We start from the raw sequence: 22,710 nt of genomic DNA on the forward strand, positions 1-22,710 counted from the left end.
GGCAGGGACGGGATGCCGGCTGCCCATGGCCGCGTCGCGGAACGCGCATCAGTCGAAGGAGTATCATCTTGGCTGTCGTCCTCACCTCCCTCATCCTGTTCCTCATCGGCCTGGCACTTGGCGGCGGCGGCATCCGGCTCGCGATGCTGGGCGGCAGCTGGTACTATGTCATCACCGGTCTCGCCTTCCTGATCACCGCCTGGCTGCTCTTCCGGCGCAAGTCGACGGCGCTGTGGCTTTACGCGGCGATCGTGATCGGCACGCTGGCCTGGGCGGTGTGGGAAATCGGATTCGATTGGTGGGAACTCGGCCCGCGCGGCGGCGTCATCGTGCTTCTCGCTCTGTGGCTGCTGACGCCATGGGCAAGGCGGGGCCTCACCGGCCCCGACGCGCGCGCGCCGCTCATCCTGGCGGTGCTCGCATCGCTCGCGGTCGCCGGCTATTCGATGACCGCCGATCCCAAGGACATCGCCGGCGACCTCAGCGCTGACAAGGTGACGCCGACCGCCGATCTCGGCGGCAATGTGCCTCCCGGCGAATGGCACTTCTATGGCCGCACGCCCTATGGCCAGCGCTATTCGCCGCTTGACCAGATCACGCCGGACAACGTCGCCAAGCTGCAGCCGGCCTGGACCTACCAGACCGGTGACGTCAAGGGTCCGGACGACATCGGCGAGACCACCTATCAGGTGACGCCGCTGAAGATCGGCGATGCGCTCTACATCTGCACGCCGCATAATTTCGCCATCGCCATCGATGCGGCGACCGGCAAGGAGAAATGGCGCTTTGATCCCAAGGTCAAGCTCGACAAGGACCGCCAGCACCAGACTTGCCGCGGCGTATCCTATTATGCGGATGCCAAGATCGCGGCTGGCCAGCCCTGTGCGGCGCGCGTCTATCTGCCGACCTCGGATGCGCGGCTGATCGCGCTTGATGCCGCCAACGGCCAGGTCTGCCCGTCCTTCGCCGAAGCCGGCACGCTCAACCTGTTGACCAACATGCCATACCCGAAGTCGGGCTATTATTATTCGACCTCGGCGCCGTTGATCGTTGCCGGCAAAATCATCGTCGGCGGCGCGGTCAACGACAATTATTCGACGCAGGAACCGTCCGGCGTCATCCGCGCTTTCGGTGTCGAAACCGGCGCCCTGGTGTGGAACTGGGATTCCGGCAATCCGGACCAGACGACGCCCTTGGCGGCGGGCCAGACCTACACCGCCAACTCGCCCAACATGTGGTCGACGCCGAGCGCCGACGAGAAGCTCGGCCTGCTCTATGTGCCGCTCGGCAACCAGACGCCGGACCAGCTCGGCGCCGGGCGCAGCGCCAATGTCGAGAAGTTTTCCTCGTCGATCACCGCGCTCGATGTCGCCACCGGGCAACTGCGCTGGGTGCGGCAGACCGTGCATCACGACCTCTGGGACATGGACGTACCGGCGCAGCCGACGCTGGTCGATATCACCACCGCCGCCGGCGTGGTGCCGGGGCTGGTCGGGCCAACCAAGCAGGGCGATCTCTATGTGCTCGACCGGCGCAGCGGCGAACCAATCATTCCGGTCAAGGAAGCGCCGGCGCCGGGCGGCGCGATCGAGGGCGACCACACCTCACCGACGCAGCCGTCTTCGGATCTGTCCTTCAATCCGAAGCCGCTGACCGGCGCCGACATGTGGGGCATCACCATGTTCGACCAACTGGCCTGCCGCATCGAACTGAAGAAGCTGCGCTACGAAGGCCGCTATACCCCGCCTTCGGTGCAGGGCTCGCTTATCTATCCCGGCAATTTCGGCGTCTTCAACTGGGGCGGCGTCGCCGTCGATCCAGTCCGCCAGGTGATGTTCGGCATGCCGACCTATCTCGCCTTCACCTCCAGGCTTGTGCCGCGCGCGGATGTGCCGGCGCCGGGCGACAACACCAAGGGCAGCGAGCAAGGGCTTAATCGCAATGAGGGCGCGCCCTATGCGGTGGTGATGGGGCCGTTCCTGTCGCCGCTCGGAATTCCCTGCCAGGCGCCGCCATGGGGCTATGTCGCGGGAGCGGATCTCAGGACCGGCAAGATCGCCTACAAGCACCGCAACGGCACCATCTACGACATGACGCCGTTGCCCTTGCCGCTGAAAGTCGGCGTGCCCGGCATTGGCGGGCCGATGATCACCGCGGGTGGCGTCGCCTTCCTGGGTGCGGCGGTTGACGACTATCTGCGCGCCTATGATGTGACGTCAGGCAAGCAGCTCTGGCAGGCCAGGTTGCCCGCCGGCGGGCAGTCGACGCCGATGACCTACACGGTCGCCGATGGCCGCCAGTTCGTGGTCATCGTCGCCGGCGGCCACGGCTCGGTCGGCACCAAGCCGGGCGATTATGTGATGGCGTATACGCTGCCGAAGTAAGGGCGGAGGTGCGAGTTTCTCAGGCGACTGCCCGTGCGGGCAGCGCCGGCAACACCTTGATCGCAAAGACGGTTTCGCCACCTTGCGCCAGCGCGAAGATCTCGCCGAAGGGCGCCGGCCGGCCGAGAAGGAAGCCTTGCGCCTCGTTGCAGCCTTCGGCGCGCAGGATCGACAGCTGGCTTTGCGTCTCGACGCCTTCGGCCAGCACCGGGATATCGAGGCTCTGGCCGAGCGCCAGCACGGCGCGGATGATGGCCTTGGCCTGCGGGCTGGTCTCGACCTCGGACATGAACGAGCGATCAAGCTTGATCTTGTCGAAGGGGAAGGCGCGCAGCGTTTCCAACGACGAATAGCCGGTGCCGAAATCGTCGATGGCGATGGTGACGCCCAGCGCCTTGATCCGCCGCAAGATGTTCAAGGTGCGGTTCTTGTCGGCGATGATGGTGGATTCGGTGATTTCCAGCTCCAGCCGGCTTGGCCGCAGGCCCGTCTCGATCAGGATTTCATGAATGAGTTTCGGCAGGTCGGCATGAGCGAACTGGACCGGGGAGAGATTGACCGCCACCTTGTATGGATGCTCCCATGAGGCGGCCTCCCTGCAAGCGGTGCGCAGAACCCATTCGCCGACCGGCAAAATGAGACCGTTTTCCTCGGCCAGCGGAATGAACTCGAGCGGGGGAATATTGCCGCGCGTCGGGTGCTTCCAGCGCAGCAGCGCTTCATAGCCTCTGATGTCACCGGTCAGGACCGAGGTTTGCACCTGATAATGCAGGTCGAGTTGTCCGTTTTCCACCGCGTCGCGCAGATCGTTGGCCAGGGTGCGGTTGGCACGGACGGCCTCGTCCATGGCCTGTTCGTAAAAACAGACGGTCCGCGTCACGTTGGCCTTGGCGCGATACATTGCCAGGTCGGCATTGTTGACGAGCGCTTCCCTGTTGAGCGCGTCATTGGGATAGATCGCGACCCCGAGGCTGGCACCGGTTGCTGTCTCGAAGTCGGCGATCCTGAGCGGCGCAGACAGCGCTGCCTCCAGCCGCGACACGAAGTCCACGAGGTCCGACTGGCCCTTCATGCGTTTTATGCCGGCAAACTCATCGCCCCCGAGACGCGCGACGAATTCGCCTTCCTGCAGAAGCGCACTCATACGTCCCGCCAGCGTTTTGAGGGCCAGATCGCCGGCGCCGTGACCCCAGAGGTCGTTGATTTCCTTGAAACGGTCGAGATCGATGCCGACTACCGCCACCTTGCAACCGAGCTCTTTTGCGCGGTCGATCTCACGGTCGAGATAGTCGTTGAAGTTGGCCCGGTTCGGCAGGCCGGTGAGCGCATCGTTCATCGCCAGATGATGCAGGCGCCGAAAGGTGTCGGAGCGCGTGCGATCATCGATCAGATAGCTGGCGAGACCGGTGCCGATAATGATCAATCCGGCCACGGCAACGCCAAGCGCCATGGCCCGCAAGGCAGCAGGATCGGTGTAGTCGCCGCGCAGGGCCAGCGGTGTCACTTTGACCGCCGCCATGGCGGTGAAATGCAGGCTGACGATGGCCACCACCAGGATCGTCGCGGCCCAGTATTTGTGGCCGGATAAGCGCTCGTTCAATGCGACGTTGATCGCTAGGCAGGCAAAGACCGCCGACAACACGATCGAGACGACGAGATAGGTCATGTCCCATTCGACCAGGCCGTCGACATGGTAGGCGGCCATGCCGGTGTAGTGCATGCCGGAGATGGCCAGCCCGACGATGATGCCGCCGACGGAGGGGGCAATGCCTGGAGCACGGGCCGTTGCGGCGATGAAGCCGGCGGCGGTGCCCGCCATGGCGATGAACAGCGAGGCGATCGTCAACACCGGATCGAAGGCGACGGGCGCACCTGGATCGTAGGCCAGCATGGCGACGAAATGCGTGCACCAGATCGAAGATCCCGCACAGACCGAGGTCAGGAAATGCCAGCCGATCTGTTGCAGGCCGGAGGCTTCGTTGGCACGCAGGAAAAGCCTGATCGTCGCCCATGAGCCGGCGCTGCAGACCAGCGCCGCGACAAGCACCAGCCAAAGGTTGTGCTCCATTGTCACACAGGAGATGACGCGCATCATGATCGTGACGCCTTCTTCGCTTTTGGCGGAGGTGCCGCGCCTTCCGCCTCGATCAATCCGCCGCCCGGTGCCGTCCGTGAACGGCTGACATGCCCAGTTCGAGCAGGGGGTGACAAAGGCGAGAAGGCAGCCGCCCCCAAAACGCGGTTGCCGATAAACCCAACCCTGGGGTTCAACTTCTAATAGGTGGTTAATTGCATTCGCCGGCGCTTGCGCGTCTCGATGCATGGTTTCCAGAAAGTGTAGAATAATTTCGAAAGCACAATTATATCGATATTTCTGGTGGTGCTTTGAGGCGCCCGCAGGACTGTATATCGGCCGGGCAGCCTTTACACCGACCGATCGATCAAAGTGCCACGCTGCGCTGGATCATGTCTGCAGAGGGAAGGCGCGATCAGAGCCCGAGATGGCCTTTAAGGCTGGGCACCGAGCCCAGCACTTCGTTGGTCAGCTCCGGCCCTGCGGCGACTTCTGCCTGCTGGACCAGCGTTGCGCCGGCCTTCTGGATCTGCGCCATGTCGAGGCCGGAGGCTTTCAACGCGGCGACGCCGTTGATCAGCGCGCCTGTCTTTTCGCCGAGCACGCCGCCAAGCGCACCCTGCAGCGACGACAGGAAGCCACCGCCACCAGCCGGCGCTGCCGCCATGACATCATATTTCTGCGCCAGCGCATCGGCGCCCGGTATCTTGGCGAAGAATGACGAGGCTGCGGTGCCTTCGGCTTCATGCTCGAGAACCGAGAAGATGGTGCCGACGACCTTTTCCGTTACGGCCTGATCGAGGCCGGCTTTCTCAGCGACGGTGTTCACGATGCTCCGGGCGTCCATGGTATTCCCCTCGGTGTTGCTGTCGGTTATCGGGTTTTCGAACGACGCCTATCGACCCGGACCTTCACCATCCGCGCAGCGGCCGCGGAAGCGGCGGAGCGCAGGGCCAGCAAGGCCGCGCCCGCAAGGACGAGTGCGCTTAAAAGGATCGGAGTGGACAAGGTCATGGCGTTGTTCCTTTTCGTCAGGCCCGCCGCGACAGGCGAACCCACAGTCAGCTTCACCTCATATTGTGGCGGCACCATCAACATTCTCTGAAATGACCAAAATGTGATGACAGTCTGGCGAATTGCTCAGGGCCAGCCGCGCGATATTGCTTCGCGGAGGGAGCGTCACTCACCCGTGACTGGACCGTGCGAGCTTGCACCCTATCTTGATCCGCGAGGTCATCTCTGAGTGACCCGCAAGGTCATCCCGGAATGACAGAAAGGTCATCTCCTAGCGAGGAGCACGCCATGACGAAACCCACCGCCGAAGCCGCCAAGTCTGCTAACCCCGCCATCACCCAGGCGATGATCGACGCCTATGACGAATACACGCATCTGACGCTCGACCGCCGCCGCTTCATGGAGCAGCTGACCAGGCTTGCCGGGTCGGGCGCCGCGGCCGCCGCGATCGCACCGCTGCTGGCGGCGAATTCGGCGCAGGCGGCTGTTGTCGCCGACGACGATCCGCGGGTGAAGGCCGAAGACATTACCTATCCCGGCAGCAGCGGCGAGATGAAGGGCTATCTGGTCAAGCCGGTGGATCAGTCCGGCAAGCTCGGCACCGTCATCGTGGTGCACGAGAACAGGGGTCTCAACCCGCATATCAGGGACATTGCGCGGCGCGTGGCGCTGGAAGGTTTCGTGGCGCTGGCGCCGGATTTCCTGTCGCCGCTTGGCGGCACGCCCGCTGACGAAGACAAGGCGCGCGACATGTTCACCAAGCTCGACGCCAGCCAGGTTACCGCCGACGGCCTGGCGACCATCGCCTATCTCAAGGGCGAGAAGGACGGCAATGGCAAGGTCGGCGCGGTCGGCTTCTGCTGGGGCGGCGGCACGGTCAATACGCTGGCCGTCAACGCGCCCGATCTCTCAGCCGGCGTCGCCTATTACGGCATACAGCCGAAGGCCGAGGATGCGGCGAAGATCAAGGCGGCGCTGTTGTTGCACTATGCCGGACTCGACGAGCGCATCGACGCCGGCATCGATGCCTACAAGAAGGCACTCGACGCTGCCCATGTCGAATACACGGTCTATGTCTATGACGGCGTCAATCACGCCTTCAACAACGACACGTCAGCCGCGCGCTACGACAAGAAGGCCGCCGATCTGGCCTGGGGCAGGACGATCGCTTTCCTGAAGGAGAAGCTGGCTTAGTCGACCAGTCAACGCCCGGCGGGCAATGAGGGCGGTGCAGGCCGACGTCAGGCGTGGCCGCGTTTCATGCGCGCCTGCTTCAGGATGGCACGCCAGCGGATCATGTCGAAGGGGATCGGCTCGTTGTTGTTGGCGATGTGGAAGATCTCGTTGTTGACGTTCTTCAACGAGCGCCAGAAATCATAGTCGGTGATGCGCGGATCGGCAGCCAGCCTGTCCACTTCGACCTTGATGTCGGTTTTCATGCACGTTCCTCGAACCGCCTGTGCCCGCCGCCTGCATCGCAACTCGGATCAACCCGTTCTCAAACGGTCTGCTGAGTCGTTCAATGGCTCAAATGGCTTGTTCACGTTAAAACCTTGGTAAGGTTAACGCGGGCGTCGGAGGGCTTCAAGCGGTCTTGCGGCGAATACCGATCGAACGGCCGGCGCGTTCGGGCATCGGCAGTGCAGAATGGGCGGCGCGCATCGCTTCCACCTTGGCCTGCACGTCGGCGGGGAAGGGCGCGACTTTCGGCCCGGACATGTCGACATGCAGCGACAGGGTTTCGGAGGTGGCGGCGAGCCAGCCGTCGACATGGCGGATTTCCTGGTAGGCCCTTAGCCGCTTGTCGTCATGGTCGATCAGCTGGAACGAGACGACGACCTTGTGTTCGAGATGCAGCTCCTGGACGTAGCAGACATGGACTTCCGCCGTGTAGATGGTCAGGCGCCGCTCTTTGACATAGTCCAGCCCCATGCCCATCGCCTCGAACGCCTCATCCGAGCAGCGGTCGAACAGCACGTTGTAATAGGCCATGTTGAGGTGGCCGTTGTAGTCGATCCAGTCCTTCTCGATGTCCATCGGTTTGGAGACGAAGGGGGCGGGGATGGGCATGGAAACTTCCTTGTTCTGGTGCTGGACCGAGTTCTGGTGCTGGACAGGCCGCGGCAGGTGAGACTACGCATCAATAATCGCATAACAAGCATGGACGCTGGTCCATTCGCGGAGGAATTCATGGCTCTGAGCGACCTCAATCCGGTCGAACGCAACGAGGTGGGCATCGCCGCCGTGCTCGGCATCCTCAAGCAGCAGCTCGGCGAACGCTTCCAGACCGGCGCGGCGATCCGCTCGCAGCATGCTCACACCACCACCTACATTCCGACACAGGCGCCCGATGGCGTCGCGTTCCCGGAGACGACCGAAGAGGTGCAGGAGATCGTGCGCGCCTGCGCCGCGCATCGCGTGCCAGTGATCGCCTTTGGCGTCGGCTCTTCGCTGGAGGGCCACACCAACGCGCCTGGCGGCGGCATTTCGGTCGACACCTCGCGCATGAACCGCATCCTGTCGGTCAACCCTGAAGACCTTGACTGCACGGTCGAGCCCGGCGTGACGCGCGAGGATCTCAACCGGCATTTGCGCGACACCGGCCTGTTCTTTCCGATCGATCCCGGCGCCAATGCCTCGCTCGGCGGCATGGCGGCGACGCGGGCCTCCGGCACCAATGCTGTGCGCTACGGCACGATGCGTGAGAATGTGCTGTCGCTGACGGCTGTCATGGCCGATGGCGAGACGGTGACGACCGGCAAGCGGGCGAAGAAGAGCTCGGCCGGCTACGACCTGACGCGGCTGCTGGTCGGCTCGGAAGGCACGCTCGGCATCATCACGTCGCTGACGCTGAAGCTGCAAGGCATTCCGCAGGCGATCTCCGGCGGCGTGTGTCCGTTTCCGAGCCTCGAGGCAGCCTGCAACGCTGTTATCGCGACCATCCAGATGGGCATTCCGGTGGCGCGCATCGAACTGGTCAACGCGCTGCAGATGCGGGCGATGAAGAATTATTCCAAGCTCGATTATCCCGAGAGCCCGTGCCTGTTCGTCGAATTCCATGGCAGCGATGCCGGCGTTGCCGAGCAGGCCGAAACCTTCGGCGCCATCGCCGAGGACAATGGCGGCGGACCGTTCCTGTGGACCAGCGTCGCCGAGGAGCGGACGAAATTGTGGAAGGCGAGGCACGACGCCTACTGGGCATCGCTGACGCTGCGGCCCGGCACCAAGGGCCTGTCGACCGATGTCTGCGTGCCGATCTCGCGGCTGGCCGAATGCGTTGCCGAAACCGAGGCCGACATTACCGAGATGGGCCTGGTCGCGCCGATCGTCGGTCATGCCGGCGACGGCAATTTCCATGTGCTGGTGCTGATGGATGTGAATGATCCCAAGGAGATCGCGCTGGCAGAGAAATTCGTCGCGCGGCTGAACATGCGGGCGATCGCCATGGACGGCACCTGCACCGGCGAACACGGCATCGGCCAGGGCAAGATCGGCTTCCTGCGCCATGAACTCGGCCATGGCGTCGACATCATGCGTTCCATCAAAAAAGCGCTCGACCCGCAAGACATCATGAACCCGGGCAAGATATTACCTGCATAGCCGAAATGTGAGGAGCGGCAATGCGATACGGGACCGAGACTATTGAGCCCCTGACTATAAGCGCATCGCGCGGCAAGACACTGTTGTTGCTGTCGGCCAGCCTCTTCTTTGTCCTGGCCTGCGCTTTCCTGATTCATGTCTCCAAGGACGGCGACACCGCCGGCCTTTGGTGGTGCATTGCCTTTTTCGGGCTGGGCGCGTTGGTGTTTGCCTGGCAGCTTGTGCGCCCGCAGATTCTGGTGCTGAACGGACAAGGTTTCAGTCTCGGCGGCGGTCTTGTTCGATCGCCCAAGCTGGTCCCCTGGAAGGATATCGAAGGCTTCTTCGTCGTCCATCGTCGGCGCAGGATCGGCGATATGATCGGCTACAATTTCGCACCGGGGTCAAGAAAAGCTCGGTCATGCGCAGCGTCACCAAAAGCCTGGGCGCCGAAGCCGCATTACCCCAGGGCTGGACATTGTCGCCCGAGGAGATGGTAGTGCTGCTGAACGAATATCGCCGAAGGGCCATGGTGGGATAAGACCGCGGGGCGCAAGAGCTGTGTCGTCGCTGGGGGAGGGCCAATAGATGCCGACATCAGAGGCGTTGTTGCCGATCGACGTGCCGCTATCGTCCGCCGGCGCGCCTTTGCCGCATGTCTTTGCCGATGAGGGCAGGCTGCTCATCGCCTATATTGCCCACAGCCCGGATCCAGAATTCGACGGCGCGAATCCGCGCTCGATCTCGTCCGTGACCGGCGATCAATCGATCGCCATCCTGACGGCGGATTCTTATCTGGCGCTTCAGTTCGGCCCGCCAAACGACGAAGTCATTAGCGGGCACCGTTTGTATGGGCTGGGCCTAAAGCCCTATTCCGCGTTCGAAGTCCTCAATTCCTCCTGGATCGCCTCCTTCGAGAAGGCAAATCGGGTTCATTCGTCCCACACGCCGGCGCTGTTTTCCGGCTATCGGCACTTCATCCTGACGTTTCATGATTCGACGCTGGAATTCATTGCCCGAAGCTTTTCGGTCAACCTTCATCAGGGGGCGGTCCTGACTGCATTGATGGAGAGCATCGGCGATCCCATACCTTGATCGGACCGCCGTTTGGACGCAGACTTCCGTGCGGGCAGACCGGGAAGAGGCGGGCTTCACCAAGGGAGGAACGATGCCATGGCAATGTCACGCAAGGAAGAAGCGCGGGCGCTGAGCACTGATGAACAGGGTCTGGTCGACAAGTCGCATCATCCGGCGGTGCAGGAGCTTGCCGACAGCGACCTTGGCAATCTGGTCAAGCTGCTGCGGGAACGGCGCAACAAGGCACAGACCGAGGCGCATCGCCGGCGGCGCGAGATACGCGGCAAAGGCGCTCCGAAAGGTGCGGCAGCTTCGAAAGCCGATGGCGGCTCGCAGCTCAAGCTCGAGGTTCTGGCGATGGCCATGCGGCGGCTGAACGGCGAGGCCGAGCGTCGCCGGCAATTGGCAGCGCGGGTCTCGCTGGTCACGAATGCCCGCAACGCACTGGCCAGGAAGCAAGAGGCCGCCGCGAACGGGCCGGATTTCAACGCGCGCACCGCACATAAGGGCATGCGGTCGGTGGCCAACCAGCGGCCTCCGGATCTGGTTCGGCCGGCGGAGCGCGGCCGGCAGCGGCAAGCGGCCAAGGTGGCGCAGGCAAAGCGCGACGCGCGCTGAGCTTCTTTGGTGTGGACGGCCTGGATGAAGTTTGCAGTCTAAGGCGCGCCGCGCCAAGGAAATTGCCTCTTTATCGACACGCTGATGCGGGTAGAGTGCGGCTGACTTTCAATCAACCCGTTCGGAGCTGATGCTCGCACGCCTGTTCGTGATCTTCGGTGGCTTGTTCGTGCTGGTGCTGCTTGCGGCGCTGGTGGTGCCGTATTTTATCGACTGGACCGGCTACCGCGCTGAGTTCGAGCGCGAGGCGAGCGCCATTCTCGGCCGCAAGGTGACGGTGCAGGGCGATGCGACGGCAAGGCTGTTGCCGTTCCCGTCGGTCACCTTCTCCAATGTCACCGTCGCCGGTGGCCCAGGTGGCCAGCAGGCAATGACCGTCGAGACGTTTTCGATGGATGCGGAGTTGGCGCCGTTCCTGCGCGGCGAAGTGCTGATCTTCGACATGCGGCTGGTGCATCCGAAGGCGACGATCGACATCGCCGATGACGGTACGGTCGACTGGGCGATGCGGCCGTCCTCACCTTTCGATATCAACCAGATCTCGATCGAGAAGCTGACGGTGACCGACGGCGAGATTGCGCTCAGCCATGCCGCGGGCGGGCGCAGCCATCTGATTTCTGAAATCAATTCGACCATCTCCGCCAAGTCGCTGGCTGGCCCGTGGCGCATGGACGGCACGTTGCGGCTCGATGGCCTGCGCTCGACCGTTGCCGCGTCGACCGGCAAGGCCGAGGGCAACGGCCAGATGCGGCTGAGGCTCAAGGTCGATCCCGATGCCTATCCGCTGGTCGTCGAGACCGACGGCAATGCCGGCATCGTCAACGGGGCTGCCGTCTACTCCGGCCAGTTCAAGATTTCCGGGAATGACAAGAATAGTCCCGACAAAAGTGCGGCCGCGCTGCGCGGCACCGATGGCGAGGTTGTCGAGGTCAATACGGGCAAGGTCAGCGCCGGCAAGCCCGATCCGGGGTTTCGGCTGAACGGCAAGTTCTCGCTCGATCACCAGAAGCTTGGCGTCGACGAATTCCGCTTCGAGACCGGGCCGCTCGACAATCCCTATACCGCCGACGGCAAGGCTTCGGTCGATCTTGGCCTGAAGCCCAGCTTTACCATCGAAGCCAATGGCGCGCAGGTGCAACTGGACGAAGCGGTGGGTGCTGAGAAGGGCGCCGGCCTGACACTGGATCAGCGCATTGCCGGAATTGAGCAGGCGCTGCTCGACCTGCCGAAGCCGACCATACCCGGCACTGTCGAGGTCAAGCTGCCGGCGGTCGTAGCCGGCGACACCACCGTGCGCGACGTACATCTCTCCGCCGAGCCGGTCGAGGGCGGGTGGTCGGTGAAGTCGATGGCCGCGACCTTGCCGGGACGCACCACGCTGGAAGCCAGCGGCATGCTCAGCGTCGAGGATCATTTCGGCTTCACCGGCTCGCTGCTTCTGGCGGTGGCGCAGCCTTCCGGCTTTGCTGCCTGGTTGTCGAAAGATGTCGACGAGGCGATCCGCCGCCTGCCGGCTGCCGGCTTCAAGGCCAAGGTCGATCTTTCCGAGGACCGCCAGGCGTTCAGCGACCTCGAACTTATCCTTGGCAAGGCAAAGTTTTCCGGCCGCATCGATTCCAGCCAGCCGGACGGCGCCAGGCCATCGGTGCTGATGCGGCTCCAGGGCGGTGAGCTCGATGTCGACGGGCTGACGGCCTTCGCCTCGATCTTCGTCAGTGACAAGGGCACCAACCGCTTTTCCGATCGCGACCTCGATTTCCAGATCAAGGCCGGGCCGGTCAGCGCCGGCGGGCTCACCGCCGACACGGTCGATACCGCGCTCAGGCTGCGCGATGGCCTGCTCGAAATCGACCGGCTGTCGATTGGCGGCCTTGCCGGCGCGTCGATCAGCGCCACCGGCCGGATCAAGGATTTCCCGGCAAGCCCGACCGGCAAGCTCGACGCCTCGGTGGTCGCCGTCGATCTGAAGCCGCTGATCGACATTGCCGCGCAGCACTATCCCGATAATGATGTGCTGAAGGGGCTGGCAAGCCGCACCGCCGCCTATCCCGAACTGTTCCAGGACGCCCGCGTCGATCTGGTGGCAAGTGCCGCCGATAATGGCGACGGCACGACAGGGCTGGCGGTCAGCGGGCAGGGCAAGGCCGGCGGCTCGTCCTTTTCGGCGTCGCTGTCGGGCAAGGGGGCCGTCGGCCAGCTGCTCGAGGCGCCGGTGACGCTGACCTTCAACGCCAGGAACCCCGATGCCACGGCGCTGCTGGCGCTCTACGGTTTGCCGGCGCTGCCGCTCGGCATGCTGGGTCAGGCAAGCACCGATATTTCGGCCAAAGGCACGCTTGGCGGCGGCCTGGCAACGAGCTTCAACCTCGCCGCCGATGATTTCAAGGCGACGTTCGACGGCACCGTCGCCGAAAGCCCGCAAGGCGCCACCGTCAAAGGCAAGATCGGCCTCGACGCCTCCGACATCGAGCCGTGGCTGATGACGACCGGCGTCGGCCTGCCGGGCATGGGGACGGGCACCTCGACCTCGCTCAGCGCCGATGCCGATTTCGGCAATGGCCTTTTGGTGCTGAGCGGTCTCAGCGGATCCATCAACGAAGCGGCGGTGTCGGGCGACGTCAACATCGATGCGAAGCAGGGCCTGCCGCATCTCTCAGGTGCGCTGGTGCTGGACGAGCTCGATCTCGACCCGATCGCGGTGGCGCTGTTTGGTGACCAGTCGTTCCTGGCCAGCAATGGGAGCTGGCCGACGGCGCCGTTCAGCCAGAAATCCAGCCTGCCGTTCAGCGCCGACCTCGATTTGACCACGGCAACCCTTGCCGCCGGGCCGATGGCGACGGCCTATGATGCGTCGCTGTCGCTGAAACTCGACCAGGAAGGCATCCGCGTTTCGGACCTGAAGGCGAAGCTGCTCGGCGGCGCGCTCACCGGGCTGTTCGAGTTGAAGAACACAGACGGCACCGGGCTGTTCTCCGGCCAGATGAAACTTGCCGGCGCCGATCTGGCGACTGTGCTGCCCAATGCCGGTCTCAGCGGCAGCGGCGATTTCTCGACTGGCCTGTCGACCAGCGGCAAATCGGTCGATGCGATGATCGCGGCACTCTCCGGCTCCGGCACCGCGGCGCTGAAGGGGCTGACCATTGCCGGCGTCAATCCCGATGCCTTCGGCGCCTTGATCGCCAAGGCCGATGCGATCGGGCGCGACATCGACGTAGCCAAGACCGCGGGCTTTGCGCCTGACATCGCCGGCGACGGCAGTTTTGCAGCCGGCGATACCGACATCGCCTTTACGGTTGCCGGCGGCACGCTCAGGGCGCCGCCGGTCAAGCTGGAAAACGCTGGGGCGGCGCTGTCCGCCGACATCGCGGCGGACCTCAACACCAGCACCGTCGCCGCCAGGGGCACGATCACCTATAAGCCCGGCGACGAGGCGCTGGTCGGATCGGATCCGACGGTCAATTTCAGTGTCGACGGGCCGTTCGGTGCGATGAAGAAGCAGTTCGACAGCGAGCCGCTGGCGCAATTTTTGACTCAGCGCGCGCTGGAAAAGGAGCAGCAGCGGGTCGAGGCGATGCAGGCCGCGCTGCTCGAGAAACAGCGGCTGCGGCGCGAAGTGCGCTATTACGCTGCTCTGCAGACCGAACGCGACAACGCGGCCGAGGAATTGCGCAAGCAGGAGGAAGCGGCGCGGCTGAAAGCGGAGGCTGACGCCAAGGCGAAGGCAGAAGCCGACGCCAGGGCACAGGCCGAAGCGGATGCGAAGGCCAAGGCCGATGCCGAAGCAAAGGCCGATGCCGCTGCGAAAGCGCAGGCGGAGGCCGACGCCAAGGCTAAGGCGCAGGCCGAGCAGCAGGCTGCCGAAGACGCCGCCAAGGCCGAAGACGAACGCAAGAAGGCTGAGCAGGCGATGCGGACTGCTTCGCAGGAAAAGGCCAGGCTGGAGGCCGAGCGCAAGGCTCAGGAGCAGGCGCCGAAGGTCGACCGCTCACTGCCCGGCGTCAATGACGGTTCGGCCCCGGCGCCGCCGAAGCCCAGGACAAATCCGTTCTCGGTCGACAATCTGCTGAAGTCGCTGGGCAATTAGGGCGGGTTCATTCCACGCTTCGCCCAGTCCAGTACGTGGAGCCTGAGCGCCGAGGACAGATTGGCGTCGCGCGGCCGGGTTTCGTCGATTTCGGCGACAAGGGCGGCGAGCGTCAGCTTGCGTGCCGCGGCGATGGCGACGAGGTCGTCGTAAAAAGGTTTTTCGAGCGAATAGCTGGTGCGGTGGCCGCGGATCGTCACGGAGCGTTTTTCGACCGGGCTCACCGCAGGCTGCCCATCAATCGTCCTGATCTTCCGGACGTTCGCGACGATGGCCGGCAACGAAGTTTTCAGCCTTGTCGGAAATCAGCCGGTCACGGGTTTTTTCGGCTTTGGAGCGGCCGTGCAGAGCACGGTTCTCGCCGGCCTGCCGCTCTTTTTCGGCGCGCGCCTTCTGCTTGCGGACCTGGCGAAGATTGACGATTTCGCCCATGTCGCGCTGTCCGCGCCGCTACTTCTTGCGGAAGGCGTCGAGCGACACGACGTCGGCGCCCTTGCCGGCGGCGGCATCGGCCACGGCCGGCTTCTTCTCGGCTTCAGCAGCGGCGGCCTTCTTCTCGGCTTTCGGCTTTTTCTCGGAGACGATGGCCAAGGGCTCGGGAGCCGGCTGTGCCGGCGTTTCGTCTTCCGAGGGAATGTCGGTCTTGACGTCGAATTCGAGTTCGAAGTTGACCGACGGGTCGTAAAAGCCACGTACGGCCGAGAATGGGATTTCCAGTTTCTCCGGCACATCGGAGAAGGACAGCCCGACCTCGAAGCCGGTATCGGTCACCTTGAGGTCCCAATACTGGAACTGGATGACGATGGTCATCTGTTCGGGATAACGCTCGCGCAGCCTGGACGAGACGCGCACGCCCGGCGCGCCGGTCAAAAAAGTGATGAAGAAATGATGATTGCCGGGAAGGCCGGTGCGCGCGACTTCGGCCAGCACCTTGCGCATGACGCCGCGCAACGCCTCCTGGGCCAGAATGTCGTAGCGGATGTGGTCGTCGGCCATGTGCTGGTCGGGTTCCGTTGAATCGTCCGCATAGCTGTAATCAAGCTTGAGGGCGGCGTAAACCGGATATAGATCGCAGGCACGCCGAAGCGAAGCCTATCACTGACGATTTGATCGCTTGGTTCGATCAAGCGCTGGCCAGCAGGGCCTGCTTTTCCACCGCGGCCGCGGATCTGCGCTTGCCGAAGGCGCGCAGGAAGGTGCGCACGCCGTGCGTCGCCGACTGCAGCACTTCATCCTCCGACGGCGTGCCGCCAAGCATGAAGGTCGTCTGCAATTCGGCGTTGGCCAGGGCCAGGAACTGGCGCGCGGCAACATCGGGGTCGTCGACCGCGAGATGGCCGGCATGGGCGAGGCGGGCAAAACGGGCGGCAAGTGCGGGCCAGGTCCGACCCGGACCCTGGTCGCGCCATTCGGCAAACAGTTCGGGATAGCGCTCGCCCTCGGTCTGGATCAGCTTGCGCAGGAAGCGTCCGTCGCGATTGCAGATGCAATTCTGGTTCATGCGCACGGCAAAGCCGATCAAATCGGCTTCGAGTTCCCTCGGCTGGTCGGGGAAGCTGGCAAAGGTGGCGAAGATGCCGGCATTGCAGCGCTCGGTCAGATCGCGCACCACGGCCATGAAGAGCTTTTCCTTGTCGCGGTGGTGATTGTAGATGGTCTGGCGCGAGACGCCGGCTTCCATCGCGATCAGGTCGATATTGGCGCCGGCAAAGCCTTCGCGGCAAAAGACCGAGGCCGCCGCGTCGATGATCGACATACGCTTGGCCTCATGGCCGCGCGGCGGGAAAATGTCAGGAGAAACGGCAAGCTTCATCAAAATCTATATAGAGGTGATTGACGAATTAGACAAGACTGTCTAATTTTGTGGACATAACAAAGAGAGATTTCGTTCCGGAGAGGCGGCTTAATTCACTCTGGAGTCGGAATTTCAAGGGATGGAACGTCCTAGGGTTAGACGCCGCTCGCCGGCGGTAACCAGATTCGAAAGAAGCCTTTATCATGAGTCCCAAATTCCTCCGCATCGCGGTCGTGCTCGGCCTGTTGTCCGCCATCGGCCCCTTCGCCATCGACATGTATCTTCCCGCGCTGCCTTCGATCGGCCAGGATCTGCATGCCGGCACCGCTGCCGTGCAGATGAGCCTTTTGATCTTCTTCCTGTCGATGGGCTTCGGCCAGATCATCGTCGGGCCGATCTCGGATATGGTCGGCCGCAAGCTGCCGCTCTATGGCGGGCTTGCGCTGTTCATGGTCGGCGGCATCGGTTCGGCCATGGCGCCGACCATTGAATGGTTGATCGCTTTCCGCTTCCTGCAGGGCCTTGGCGCTAGCGCCGGTATGGCTGTGCCGCGCGCCATTGTGCGCGACCTGCACACAGGCACTGAAGCCGCCAAGCTGATGTCGCTGTTGATGCTGGTGTTTTCGGTGTCGCCGATCCTGGCGCCGCTGACCGGCAGCCAGATCATCGAGAACTTTGGTTGGCGCGCCGTGTTCTGGACGGTGACGGGCGCTGCTCTGCTGGCGACCATTCTTTTGGCGACCTCGCTCAAGGAGACGCGGCCCGCGGACGAACGCGTCGGATCCTCCTTCGGAACCGCACTCGCCGGTTACCGCTTCCTGATGGGTGACCGCAATTTCCTCGGCCTGGTGGCCATCGCCGGCTTCGGCATTGCCAGCTTCTTCGTCTATCTGTCGAGCTCGTCCTTCATCCTGATCGACCATTACGGGCTGTCGCCTTCGGTCTACAGCGTGTTCTTCTCGATCAACGCGGTGGCCTTCATCGGCATGTCGCAGCTGACGGGACTGCTGTCGGAACGGTTTGGGCTGAAGCGCGTCGTCTGGGTTGCGGTGACCGGCTACGCTACGACCATGGTGGTGCTGTTCGCTGTCATGGCGTCCGGCGTCGACCGGCTCGACGTGATGGCGGCGCTGCTCTTCGTCGGCTACGGCTTCCTCGGCCTGGTGATCCCGACGACCTCGGTGCTGGCCATGGAAGAGCATGGCGAGATCGCCGGCACCGCCTCGGCGCTGATGGGCACGCTGCATTTCGCCATCGGTGCGCTGGCCATGGGTGTCGCCGGCATCTTCTTCGACGGCACGCCACTGCCGATGGTGGCCGGCATTACGCTGTGCGCCGTGATCTCGTTCACACTGGCCAAGCTGACGCTCGGCCGTTCGCGCGAAGCGATCGAAGCGCCGGCGGAGTAAACAGCCACAGACATATAAAAAAGGCCGGGTTTCCCCGGCCTTTTTATTTCAATCCGGCTTCGGTGAGAATGAAGCGCCGCCTCTCTTCGACCGGCGCCCGAGGCAGCTCTACCAGTTCGTAACCCAATTCGCCGTAGACGCCGACCAGCGAATGATAGGTGCGCTCGGCCTCGTCGAGCGTCTGCTTTCGCTCTTCGTCCTGCATGAAGATTTCCGGCAATGGCGGGGCAATGAAGACGCGTCGGTTGTAACGGAATTTCGCCGCAACGCTGCCGACGTGAGCAGGTGCCGGCAGCCCGATCAGCCTGTAGTAGCCCAGCGTATCCGGTACGCCGCGGTCGAAGAAGACAGGTCCGGACAGGTCGCAAGCGGCCTGCCATGAGCGCAGCTCCCAGGACAGCATCAGTTCGGAAAACAGCGCCCGGTCCTGCCAGGGCAGGGCATTTCCACCGATTGCCAGCTGGTCGCGGATGATGCCGCGCCCGGCTTCGGGCGAGTTGGCGAAGCCGGCGACGCTGAACGCTTCGATGAGTGTGGTCTTGCCGGAACCGGGACCGCCGGTCAGCACGAAGAATCGATCGCAGTCGTTTTTCATCTCTTGTTCCATGGAGAAGGGCGCGGCTCGACGGCTTCGCGGCCCATGGCCATGCGAAGTCTGGCCAGCGCCAGCCGACGTTGCACGTAGGATATTGAGGGAGGGGGGAGAAGTGGAGGTTTCTGTTGCCAGGTACCTCCGAACCCCGCCTAGAAGTGCGAACCTCTAGGGCTTGATTTGAAGCTATCGCACTGCATTAAGCAGCGAGACGTGCTTCCGCATAGTTGTCATTTGCAACTACAGGTTTAGCCCGATGACGGTGGTGCCATGCCGGGCAAAAGTACGATCTTTACACCTTCGTCGATCCTATTTCGCCCCCAGCAACAGCCGCTCTGGATAACAGAGCGGTTCTTGGTGGAGGCGCCGGGTACCGCCCCCGGGTCCGAACGGCTTATTACATCGCCCATTTATCGCCATAGTCGGTCAAGCCGACCAAACGAATATAGGGGTGCATCGCAAGAAATGAAAGGCCGCATTGACGCTTTGTCCCTGTGTCAAACTACGCACCGGAGGGTTGACTCGCGCGCGGTCTCAACCGAAGCTTTGCCGCGGTGAGGAGTATCGACCTAGCGCACAAGTTGCGGCAGCGCGCCACAGCCCTCATCGATCGGATCCCGTGGCGCCGACGTGGGGAAATTTGATGGCCGATTATCTCGCAGACGTGAAGAAATACGACGCCGCCGCAAATGCCGATGTGGTTGCCAAGATTGTGAAGCATCTGGGCATTGCGCTGCGCAACCGCGATTCCTCGCTGGTATCCTGCACCGATCCCAAGGAATTGGAGCGCGTCAAGACCAACTGGGTTGCCAAGAAACTCGGCGTCGCCGACGGCGCCAAGGCGGATGCGTCGATCGAAAAGACCTGCAAGGCGATGGCTGCCGACAATACCAAAAGCCGCGTGACTTTCTACTATCTGGTCGCCAAGGATCTCGGCAAGCTCGGCTCCCTCTGAACCACCAGTTTACGAAGCTTGGCGCGAGAGGGCTTGTCGCGTCGGGTTGGAATTTCGGTTCACCGGGCGTCAGCGCTGCCCCTCATCTGGCTGCCGCCATCTTCTCCCCGTAAACGGGGAGAAGGGCGCTCTCGTGGGCGATTTCGCCAGTCGCTAGCGTCGCAGGAAAAGCGGCGGCGTCACAACCAGCTCTTTCTCCCCGTCACTATACCGGGAGAAATGCCCGGCAGGGCAATGAGGGGCGGCGCTAACTTTTGGAAAAGTGTAGTTGTGCGCAAGCGCTATTTGCGCGGTTTTGGTGTGTTCTGTGGCCCGTCAGTCGGCTATTATCGGCAAACCTCGAATCGAGCTGGAACCCATGCGCCAATATCTCGACCTTTTGCAGCATGTGCTGGACAACGGCGCCGATCGCGGCGACCGCACCGGTACTGGTACGCGTGGGGTGTTCGGCTACCAGATGCGCTTCGATCTCTCGCGCGGCTTTCCGGTCACCACCACCAAGAAGCTGCATCTGAAGTCGATCATTCATGAACTCCTGTGGTTCCTGGCCGGCGACACCAACATCAAATACCTTAGAGATCATGGCGTTTCGATCTGGGACGAATGGGCAGACGAGAATGGCGACCTCGGCCCGGTCTATGGCAAACAATGGCGCTCCTGGCCGGATGGCCATGGCGGGTCGATCGACCAGATCGCCAATGTTCTCAAGGAGATACGCAAGAATCCGAACTCGCGCCGGCTGATCGTTTCGGCGTGGAACCCGGCTGAAGTGGAAGCCATGGCGCTGCCGCCCTGCCACTGCCTGTTCCAGTTCTACGTCTCGGACGGCAAACTGTCCTGCCAACTCTACCAGCGTTCGGCCGACATTTTTCTCGGCGTGCCCTTCAACATTGCGTCTTACGCACTGCTGACCTTGATGGTGGCGCAGGTCACCGGGCTGAAACCCGGGGATTTCGTCCACACGCTCGGCGATGCGCATCTCTACTCCAACCATTTCGAGCAGGCGCGCGAGCAATTGCGGCGCACGCCCAAGGCGCTGCCGACGCTGTGGATCAATCCAGAGGTGAAGGACTTGTTCGCCTTCCGCTTCGAGGATTTCCGGCTGGAAAACTACTTTGCTGACGCGTCGATCAAGGCGCCGATCGCGGTATGACGCTAGAAAGGACCGCGCTCCAGGCGATAGCCAACGCGAAGCTGCACGACGCCGAACTCCTATTTCAAAACGAACGCTATTCGAATGCTTACTACCTATTCGGATATGCGGCAGAAATTGCCATAAAGTCACGAATTTCGAGGCTTTTTCAGCCCGATACCATTCCTGACAAGAAATTCGTTCAAGACATTTACAGCCATGACCTCAACAGGCTTATCGCGTTGGCCGGCTTATCTGCAGACCTTACCGAAAGCCGGACGGCGTCGCCTGTATTCGATGGCCATTGGTCGGCGGTCTCAGATTGGAATGAGGCTTCGCGTTACGATATGATAGATGTGTTTGAGGCGACGTCCATGCGAAACGCCATGGTCGACGAAGAGCAAGGAATATTCAGATGGCTTCAGGAACGTTGGTAAGGACCGACATTGATGCCGGTATCAACTTAATTCGTGCTCTTGATGGAAAGGGATTCGGAGTCGCGGCTGCGCTGTGGTTGTACAACAGCGATGTCGACAATTGGCGTATGATCATCGCTTATCGCGGTCCGCGAAAGGATCTTGAGAAAAAATATCTCGATGCGGCAACCATAGCCGCCGACTGGCGTAAGGCACGTCCGCAAGAACCTATCTTGGATCTCAGCAAGGTGAAGATCACGTCGGCGGACGACCGGCTCATCGCCGGCCTAGGTATCGCCATGCGGGTCGATGGTCTCGGTGAGGTGCGATTTTCTCACAACACCATCAATGGCATCTATGTCGAAGATGCGCTGATCCATAGGCTTGCCGCCTGAACTTTGTAAATTAGGAAACCGCTCAGTCGATGCCGACCATGACGTCCGACGCCTTGATCACGGCATAGGCCTGCTTGCCCTTTTCGAGCTTGAGATCGGCGACGGCCTCGTTGGTGATCGAGGCGGTGACGACCGAGCCGCCGACATCGATGCGGACATGCGAGGTGGTGGCGCCTTTGACGATCTCGACGATCGTTCCCTTGAGGATGTTGCGGGCGCTGATTTTCATGGGGACTTCCTTTCCAAGGTTTCAGTGCCCGTCATAACCAGAACGATCGATGCCGAACAGACGCTTTCGCAAGGTGACGGCCTTCCCATGTTATATTCATCCGGATATATCGATCCTAGGCTTCGAGCCGAGCGGATTTCAAACCCAGGGAGAGTTTTCATGTTGAGGCACACAGGTTTTGGATTGAGGGCGATCGCGATTGGCGGCTTTGCTGCAGCGTTGATGGCCGCAGTGCCGGCGGCTCACGCAGACGACAAGTTGATCGTATTTGCCGCCGCTAGCCTCAAGGACGGGCTTGATGCCGTCAACAAGGCCTGTGAAGCCGATGTCGGTGAGGCCGCGACCGTGTCCTACGCCGCGAGCTCGGCACTGGCCAAGCAGATCGAGGGTGGGGCGCCGGCCGATGTCTTCATCTCGGCCGATCTCGACTGGATGAAATATCTCTCCGACAAGAAGCTGACCAAGCCGGACACCGAAGTGAAATTGCTCGGCAACCAGATCGTGCTGGTGGCACCGAAGGATTCCAAGGTCGAGACCAAGATCGAGAAAGGTTTTGATCTCGCCAAGCTGGTCGGCGACGGCAAGTTCGCCATGGGCGACTTCAAGGCGGTGCCGGCCGGCAAATACGGCAAGGCAGCCCTGGAATCGCTTGGCGTCTGGTCGTCGGTCGAAGGCAAGGTGGCGCAGGCCGAAAATGTGCGCGCGGCGCTGAAGCTGGTTTCGACCGGCGAAGCGGCGCTCGGCATCGTCTATGCCACCGACGCGCATGCCGACAAGGGTGTCAAGGTGGTCGGCACCTTCCCGGAGAATTCGCATCCGCCGATCATCTATCCGGTTGCCCAGACCGCTGATTCAAAGGACAAGGATACGCCGGCTTTCCTGAAGTGCCTGCAGTCCGCCAAGGCGGCGGAACTGTTCAAGGAACAGGGTTTCACGGTCCTGGCGCCAAGCAACTGA

Annotated in this window: 23 protein-coding genes and 1 other RNA gene; 13 read left to right on the plus strand and 11 right to left on the minus strand. The window is 62.5% G+C overall.

The features are described 5' to 3' along the window. Nucleotides 1–68: 68 nt before the first annotated feature. On the plus strand, nucleotides 69–2,384 hold the full coding sequence (locus tag H0241_RS02200; RefSeq protein WP_181055793.1) for a glucose/quinate/shikimate family membrane-bound PQQ-dependent dehydrogenase: 2,316 nt from the start codon (nucleotides 69–71) through the stop codon (nucleotides 2,382–2,384). A gap of 19 nt (nucleotides 2,385–2,403) precedes the next feature. On the opposite strand, the gene H0241_RS02205 is transcribed toward H0241_RS02200, so the two are convergent. Further along, a complete protein-coding gene (locus H0241_RS02205; RefSeq protein ID WP_181055794.1) occupies nucleotides 2,404–4,479 on the minus strand; it encodes a putative bifunctional diguanylate cyclase/phosphodiesterase in 2,076 nt (691 codons plus the stop codon). Nucleotides 4,480–4,873: 394 nt separating this feature from the next. Then, nucleotides 4,874–5,305 (minus strand): hypothetical protein, encoded by a 432-nt coding sequence (locus H0241_RS02210; RefSeq protein ID WP_181055795.1) that lies wholly within the window; start codon nucleotides 5,303–5,305, stop codon nucleotides 4,874–4,876. Between the two features lie 455 nt (nucleotides 5,306–5,760). Between H0241_RS02210 and H0241_RS02215 the strand changes: the two genes are divergently transcribed. Next, entirely contained in the window at nucleotides 5,761–6,666 is a 906-nt protein-coding gene (locus tag H0241_RS02215; RefSeq protein WP_181055796.1) for a dienelactone hydrolase family protein, read from the plus strand. Nucleotides 6,667–6,713: 47 nt separating this feature from the next. Here H0241_RS02215 and H0241_RS02220 read toward each other — a convergent pair whose 3' ends face one another. Both H0241_RS02220 and H0241_RS02225 read right to left on the minus strand, forming a co-directional pair. Further along, on the minus strand, nucleotides 6,714–6,911 hold the full coding sequence (locus H0241_RS02220) for a hypothetical protein (protein ID WP_013531006.1): 198 nt from the start codon (nucleotides 6,909–6,911) through the stop codon (nucleotides 6,714–6,716). A 145-nt stretch (nucleotides 6,912–7,056) separates the two neighbouring features. Then, nucleotides 7,057–7,542 (minus strand): thioesterase family protein, encoded by a 486-nt coding sequence (locus H0241_RS02225; protein WP_181055797.1) that lies wholly within the window; start codon nucleotides 7,540–7,542, stop codon nucleotides 7,057–7,059. Between the two features lie 120 nt (nucleotides 7,543–7,662). Between H0241_RS02225 and H0241_RS02230 the strand changes: the two genes are divergently transcribed. The 5 genes from H0241_RS02230 to H0241_RS02250 all read left to right on the plus strand — a co-directional run bounded on the left by H0241_RS02230 (nucleotide 7,663) and on the right by H0241_RS02250 (nucleotide 14,830). Next, nucleotides 7,663–9,072, plus strand: coding sequence for an FAD-binding oxidoreductase (locus tag H0241_RS02230; protein WP_181055798.1), 1,410 nt, complete (start codon nucleotides 7,663–7,665; stop codon nucleotides 9,070–9,072). Nucleotides 9,073–9,092: 20 nt separating this feature from the next. Beyond that, nucleotides 9,093–9,551, plus strand: a complete 459-nt coding sequence (locus tag H0241_RS02235) for an STM3941 family protein (RefSeq protein WP_328824595.1) — start codon at nucleotides 9,093–9,095, stop codon at nucleotides 9,549–9,551. A gap of 88 nt (nucleotides 9,552–9,639) precedes the next feature. Beyond that, nucleotides 9,640–10,146 carry a hypothetical protein gene (locus H0241_RS02240; protein ID WP_181055800.1) on the plus strand — a complete coding sequence of 169 codons (507 nt, stop codon included), beginning with the start codon at nucleotides 9,640–9,642 and terminating at the stop codon, nucleotides 10,144–10,146. Nucleotides 10,147–10,224: 78 nt separating this feature from the next. Further along, nucleotides 10,225–10,746, plus strand: coding sequence for a hypothetical protein (locus H0241_RS02245; RefSeq protein ID WP_181055801.1), 522 nt, complete (start codon nucleotides 10,225–10,227; stop codon nucleotides 10,744–10,746). Nucleotides 10,747–10,876: 130 nt separating this feature from the next. Then, entirely contained in the window at nucleotides 10,877–14,830 is a 3,954-nt protein-coding gene (locus tag H0241_RS02250; RefSeq protein ID WP_181055802.1) for an AsmA family protein, read from the plus strand. Here H0241_RS02250 and H0241_RS02255 read toward each other — a convergent pair. The 4 genes from H0241_RS02255 to H0241_RS02270 all read right to left on the minus strand — a co-directional run bounded on the left by H0241_RS02255 (nucleotide 14,827) and on the right by H0241_RS02270 (nucleotide 16,643). Further along, on the minus strand, nucleotides 14,827–15,054 hold the full coding sequence (locus tag H0241_RS02255; protein WP_181056149.1) for a ribbon-helix-helix domain-containing protein: 228 nt from the start codon (nucleotides 15,052–15,054) through the stop codon (nucleotides 14,827–14,829). The genes H0241_RS02250 and H0241_RS02255 overlap by 4 nt on opposite strands. 13 nt (nucleotides 15,055–15,067) lie before the next feature. Then, nucleotides 15,068–15,262, minus strand: a complete 195-nt coding sequence (locus H0241_RS02260) for a DUF4169 family protein (protein WP_181055803.1) — start codon at nucleotides 15,260–15,262, stop codon at nucleotides 15,068–15,070. An 18-nt stretch (nucleotides 15,263–15,280) separates the two neighbouring features. Beyond that, on the minus strand, nucleotides 15,281–15,826 hold the full coding sequence (locus H0241_RS02265; RefSeq protein WP_181055804.1) for an SspB family protein: 546 nt from the start codon (nucleotides 15,824–15,826) through the stop codon (nucleotides 15,281–15,283). Nucleotides 15,827–15,953: 127 nt separating this feature from the next. Beyond that, a complete protein-coding gene (locus tag H0241_RS02270) occupies nucleotides 15,954–16,643 on the minus strand; it encodes a TetR/AcrR family transcriptional regulator (protein WP_181055805.1) in 690 nt (229 codons plus the stop codon). Nucleotides 16,644–16,828: 185 nt separating this feature from the next. Here H0241_RS02270 and H0241_RS02275 point away from each other — a divergent pair, with 185 nt between their 5' ends. Continuing rightward, nucleotides 16,829–18,034: a multidrug effflux MFS transporter gene (locus H0241_RS02275; RefSeq protein ID WP_181055806.1), complete on the plus strand. Its 1,206-nt coding sequence runs from the start codon at nucleotides 16,829–16,831 to the stop codon at nucleotides 18,032–18,034. A gap of 43 nt (nucleotides 18,035–18,077) precedes the next feature. Here the strand turns inward: H0241_RS02275 and H0241_RS02280 are convergent, their stop codons facing one another. Both H0241_RS02280 and ssrA read right to left on the minus strand, forming a co-directional pair. Next, nucleotides 18,078–18,629: an AAA family ATPase gene (locus H0241_RS02280; RefSeq protein WP_181055807.1), complete on the minus strand. Its 552-nt coding sequence runs from the start codon at nucleotides 18,627–18,629 to the stop codon at nucleotides 18,078–18,080. A 111-nt stretch (nucleotides 18,630–18,740) separates the two neighbouring features. After that, nucleotides 18,741–19,101, minus strand: a transfer-messenger RNA (tmRNA) gene (ssrA, locus tag H0241_RS02285). A gap of 168 nt (nucleotides 19,102–19,269) precedes the next feature. On the opposite strand from ssrA, the gene H0241_RS02290 reads away from it, so the two are divergent. The 4 genes from H0241_RS02290 (at nucleotide 19,270) to H0241_RS02305 (ending at nucleotide 21,524) form a co-directional block, all read left to right on the plus strand. Beyond that, on the plus strand, nucleotides 19,270–19,581 hold the full coding sequence (locus tag H0241_RS02290; protein WP_181055808.1) for a DUF2853 family protein: 312 nt from the start codon (nucleotides 19,270–19,272) through the stop codon (nucleotides 19,579–19,581). Between the two features lie 358 nt (nucleotides 19,582–19,939). Then, nucleotides 19,940–20,734, plus strand: coding sequence for a thymidylate synthase (locus H0241_RS02295; RefSeq protein WP_181055809.1), 795 nt, complete (start codon nucleotides 19,940–19,942; stop codon nucleotides 20,732–20,734). Then, a complete protein-coding gene (locus H0241_RS02300) occupies nucleotides 20,731–21,150 on the plus strand; it encodes a HEPN domain-containing protein (RefSeq protein WP_181055810.1) in 420 nt (139 codons plus the stop codon). The genes H0241_RS02295 and H0241_RS02300 overlap by 4 nt, the downstream gene beginning before the upstream one ends. Next, nucleotides 21,129–21,524: a hypothetical protein gene (locus tag H0241_RS02305; protein WP_181055811.1), complete on the plus strand. Its 396-nt coding sequence runs from the start codon at nucleotides 21,129–21,131 to the stop codon at nucleotides 21,522–21,524. Before H0241_RS02300 ends, H0241_RS02305 begins: the two co-directional genes overlap by 22 nt. A gap of 22 nt (nucleotides 21,525–21,546) precedes the next feature. Here the strand turns inward: H0241_RS02305 and H0241_RS02310 are convergent, their stop codons facing one another. After that, nucleotides 21,547–21,753 (minus strand): TOBE domain-containing protein, encoded by a 207-nt coding sequence (locus H0241_RS02310; protein ID WP_112618756.1) that lies wholly within the window; start codon nucleotides 21,751–21,753, stop codon nucleotides 21,547–21,549. Between the two features lie 159 nt (nucleotides 21,754–21,912). Between H0241_RS02310 and modA the strand changes: the two genes are divergently transcribed. Beyond that, on the plus strand, nucleotides 21,913–22,710 hold the full coding sequence (modA, locus tag H0241_RS02315) for a molybdate ABC transporter substrate-binding protein (protein WP_407941700.1): 798 nt from the start codon (nucleotides 21,913–21,915) through the stop codon (nucleotides 22,708–22,710).

This window comes from Mesorhizobium neociceri (assembly GCF_013520985.1).
GTDB classification, from domain to species: Bacteria; Pseudomonadota; Alphaproteobacteria; order Rhizobiales; family Rhizobiaceae; genus Mesorhizobium; species Mesorhizobium neociceri.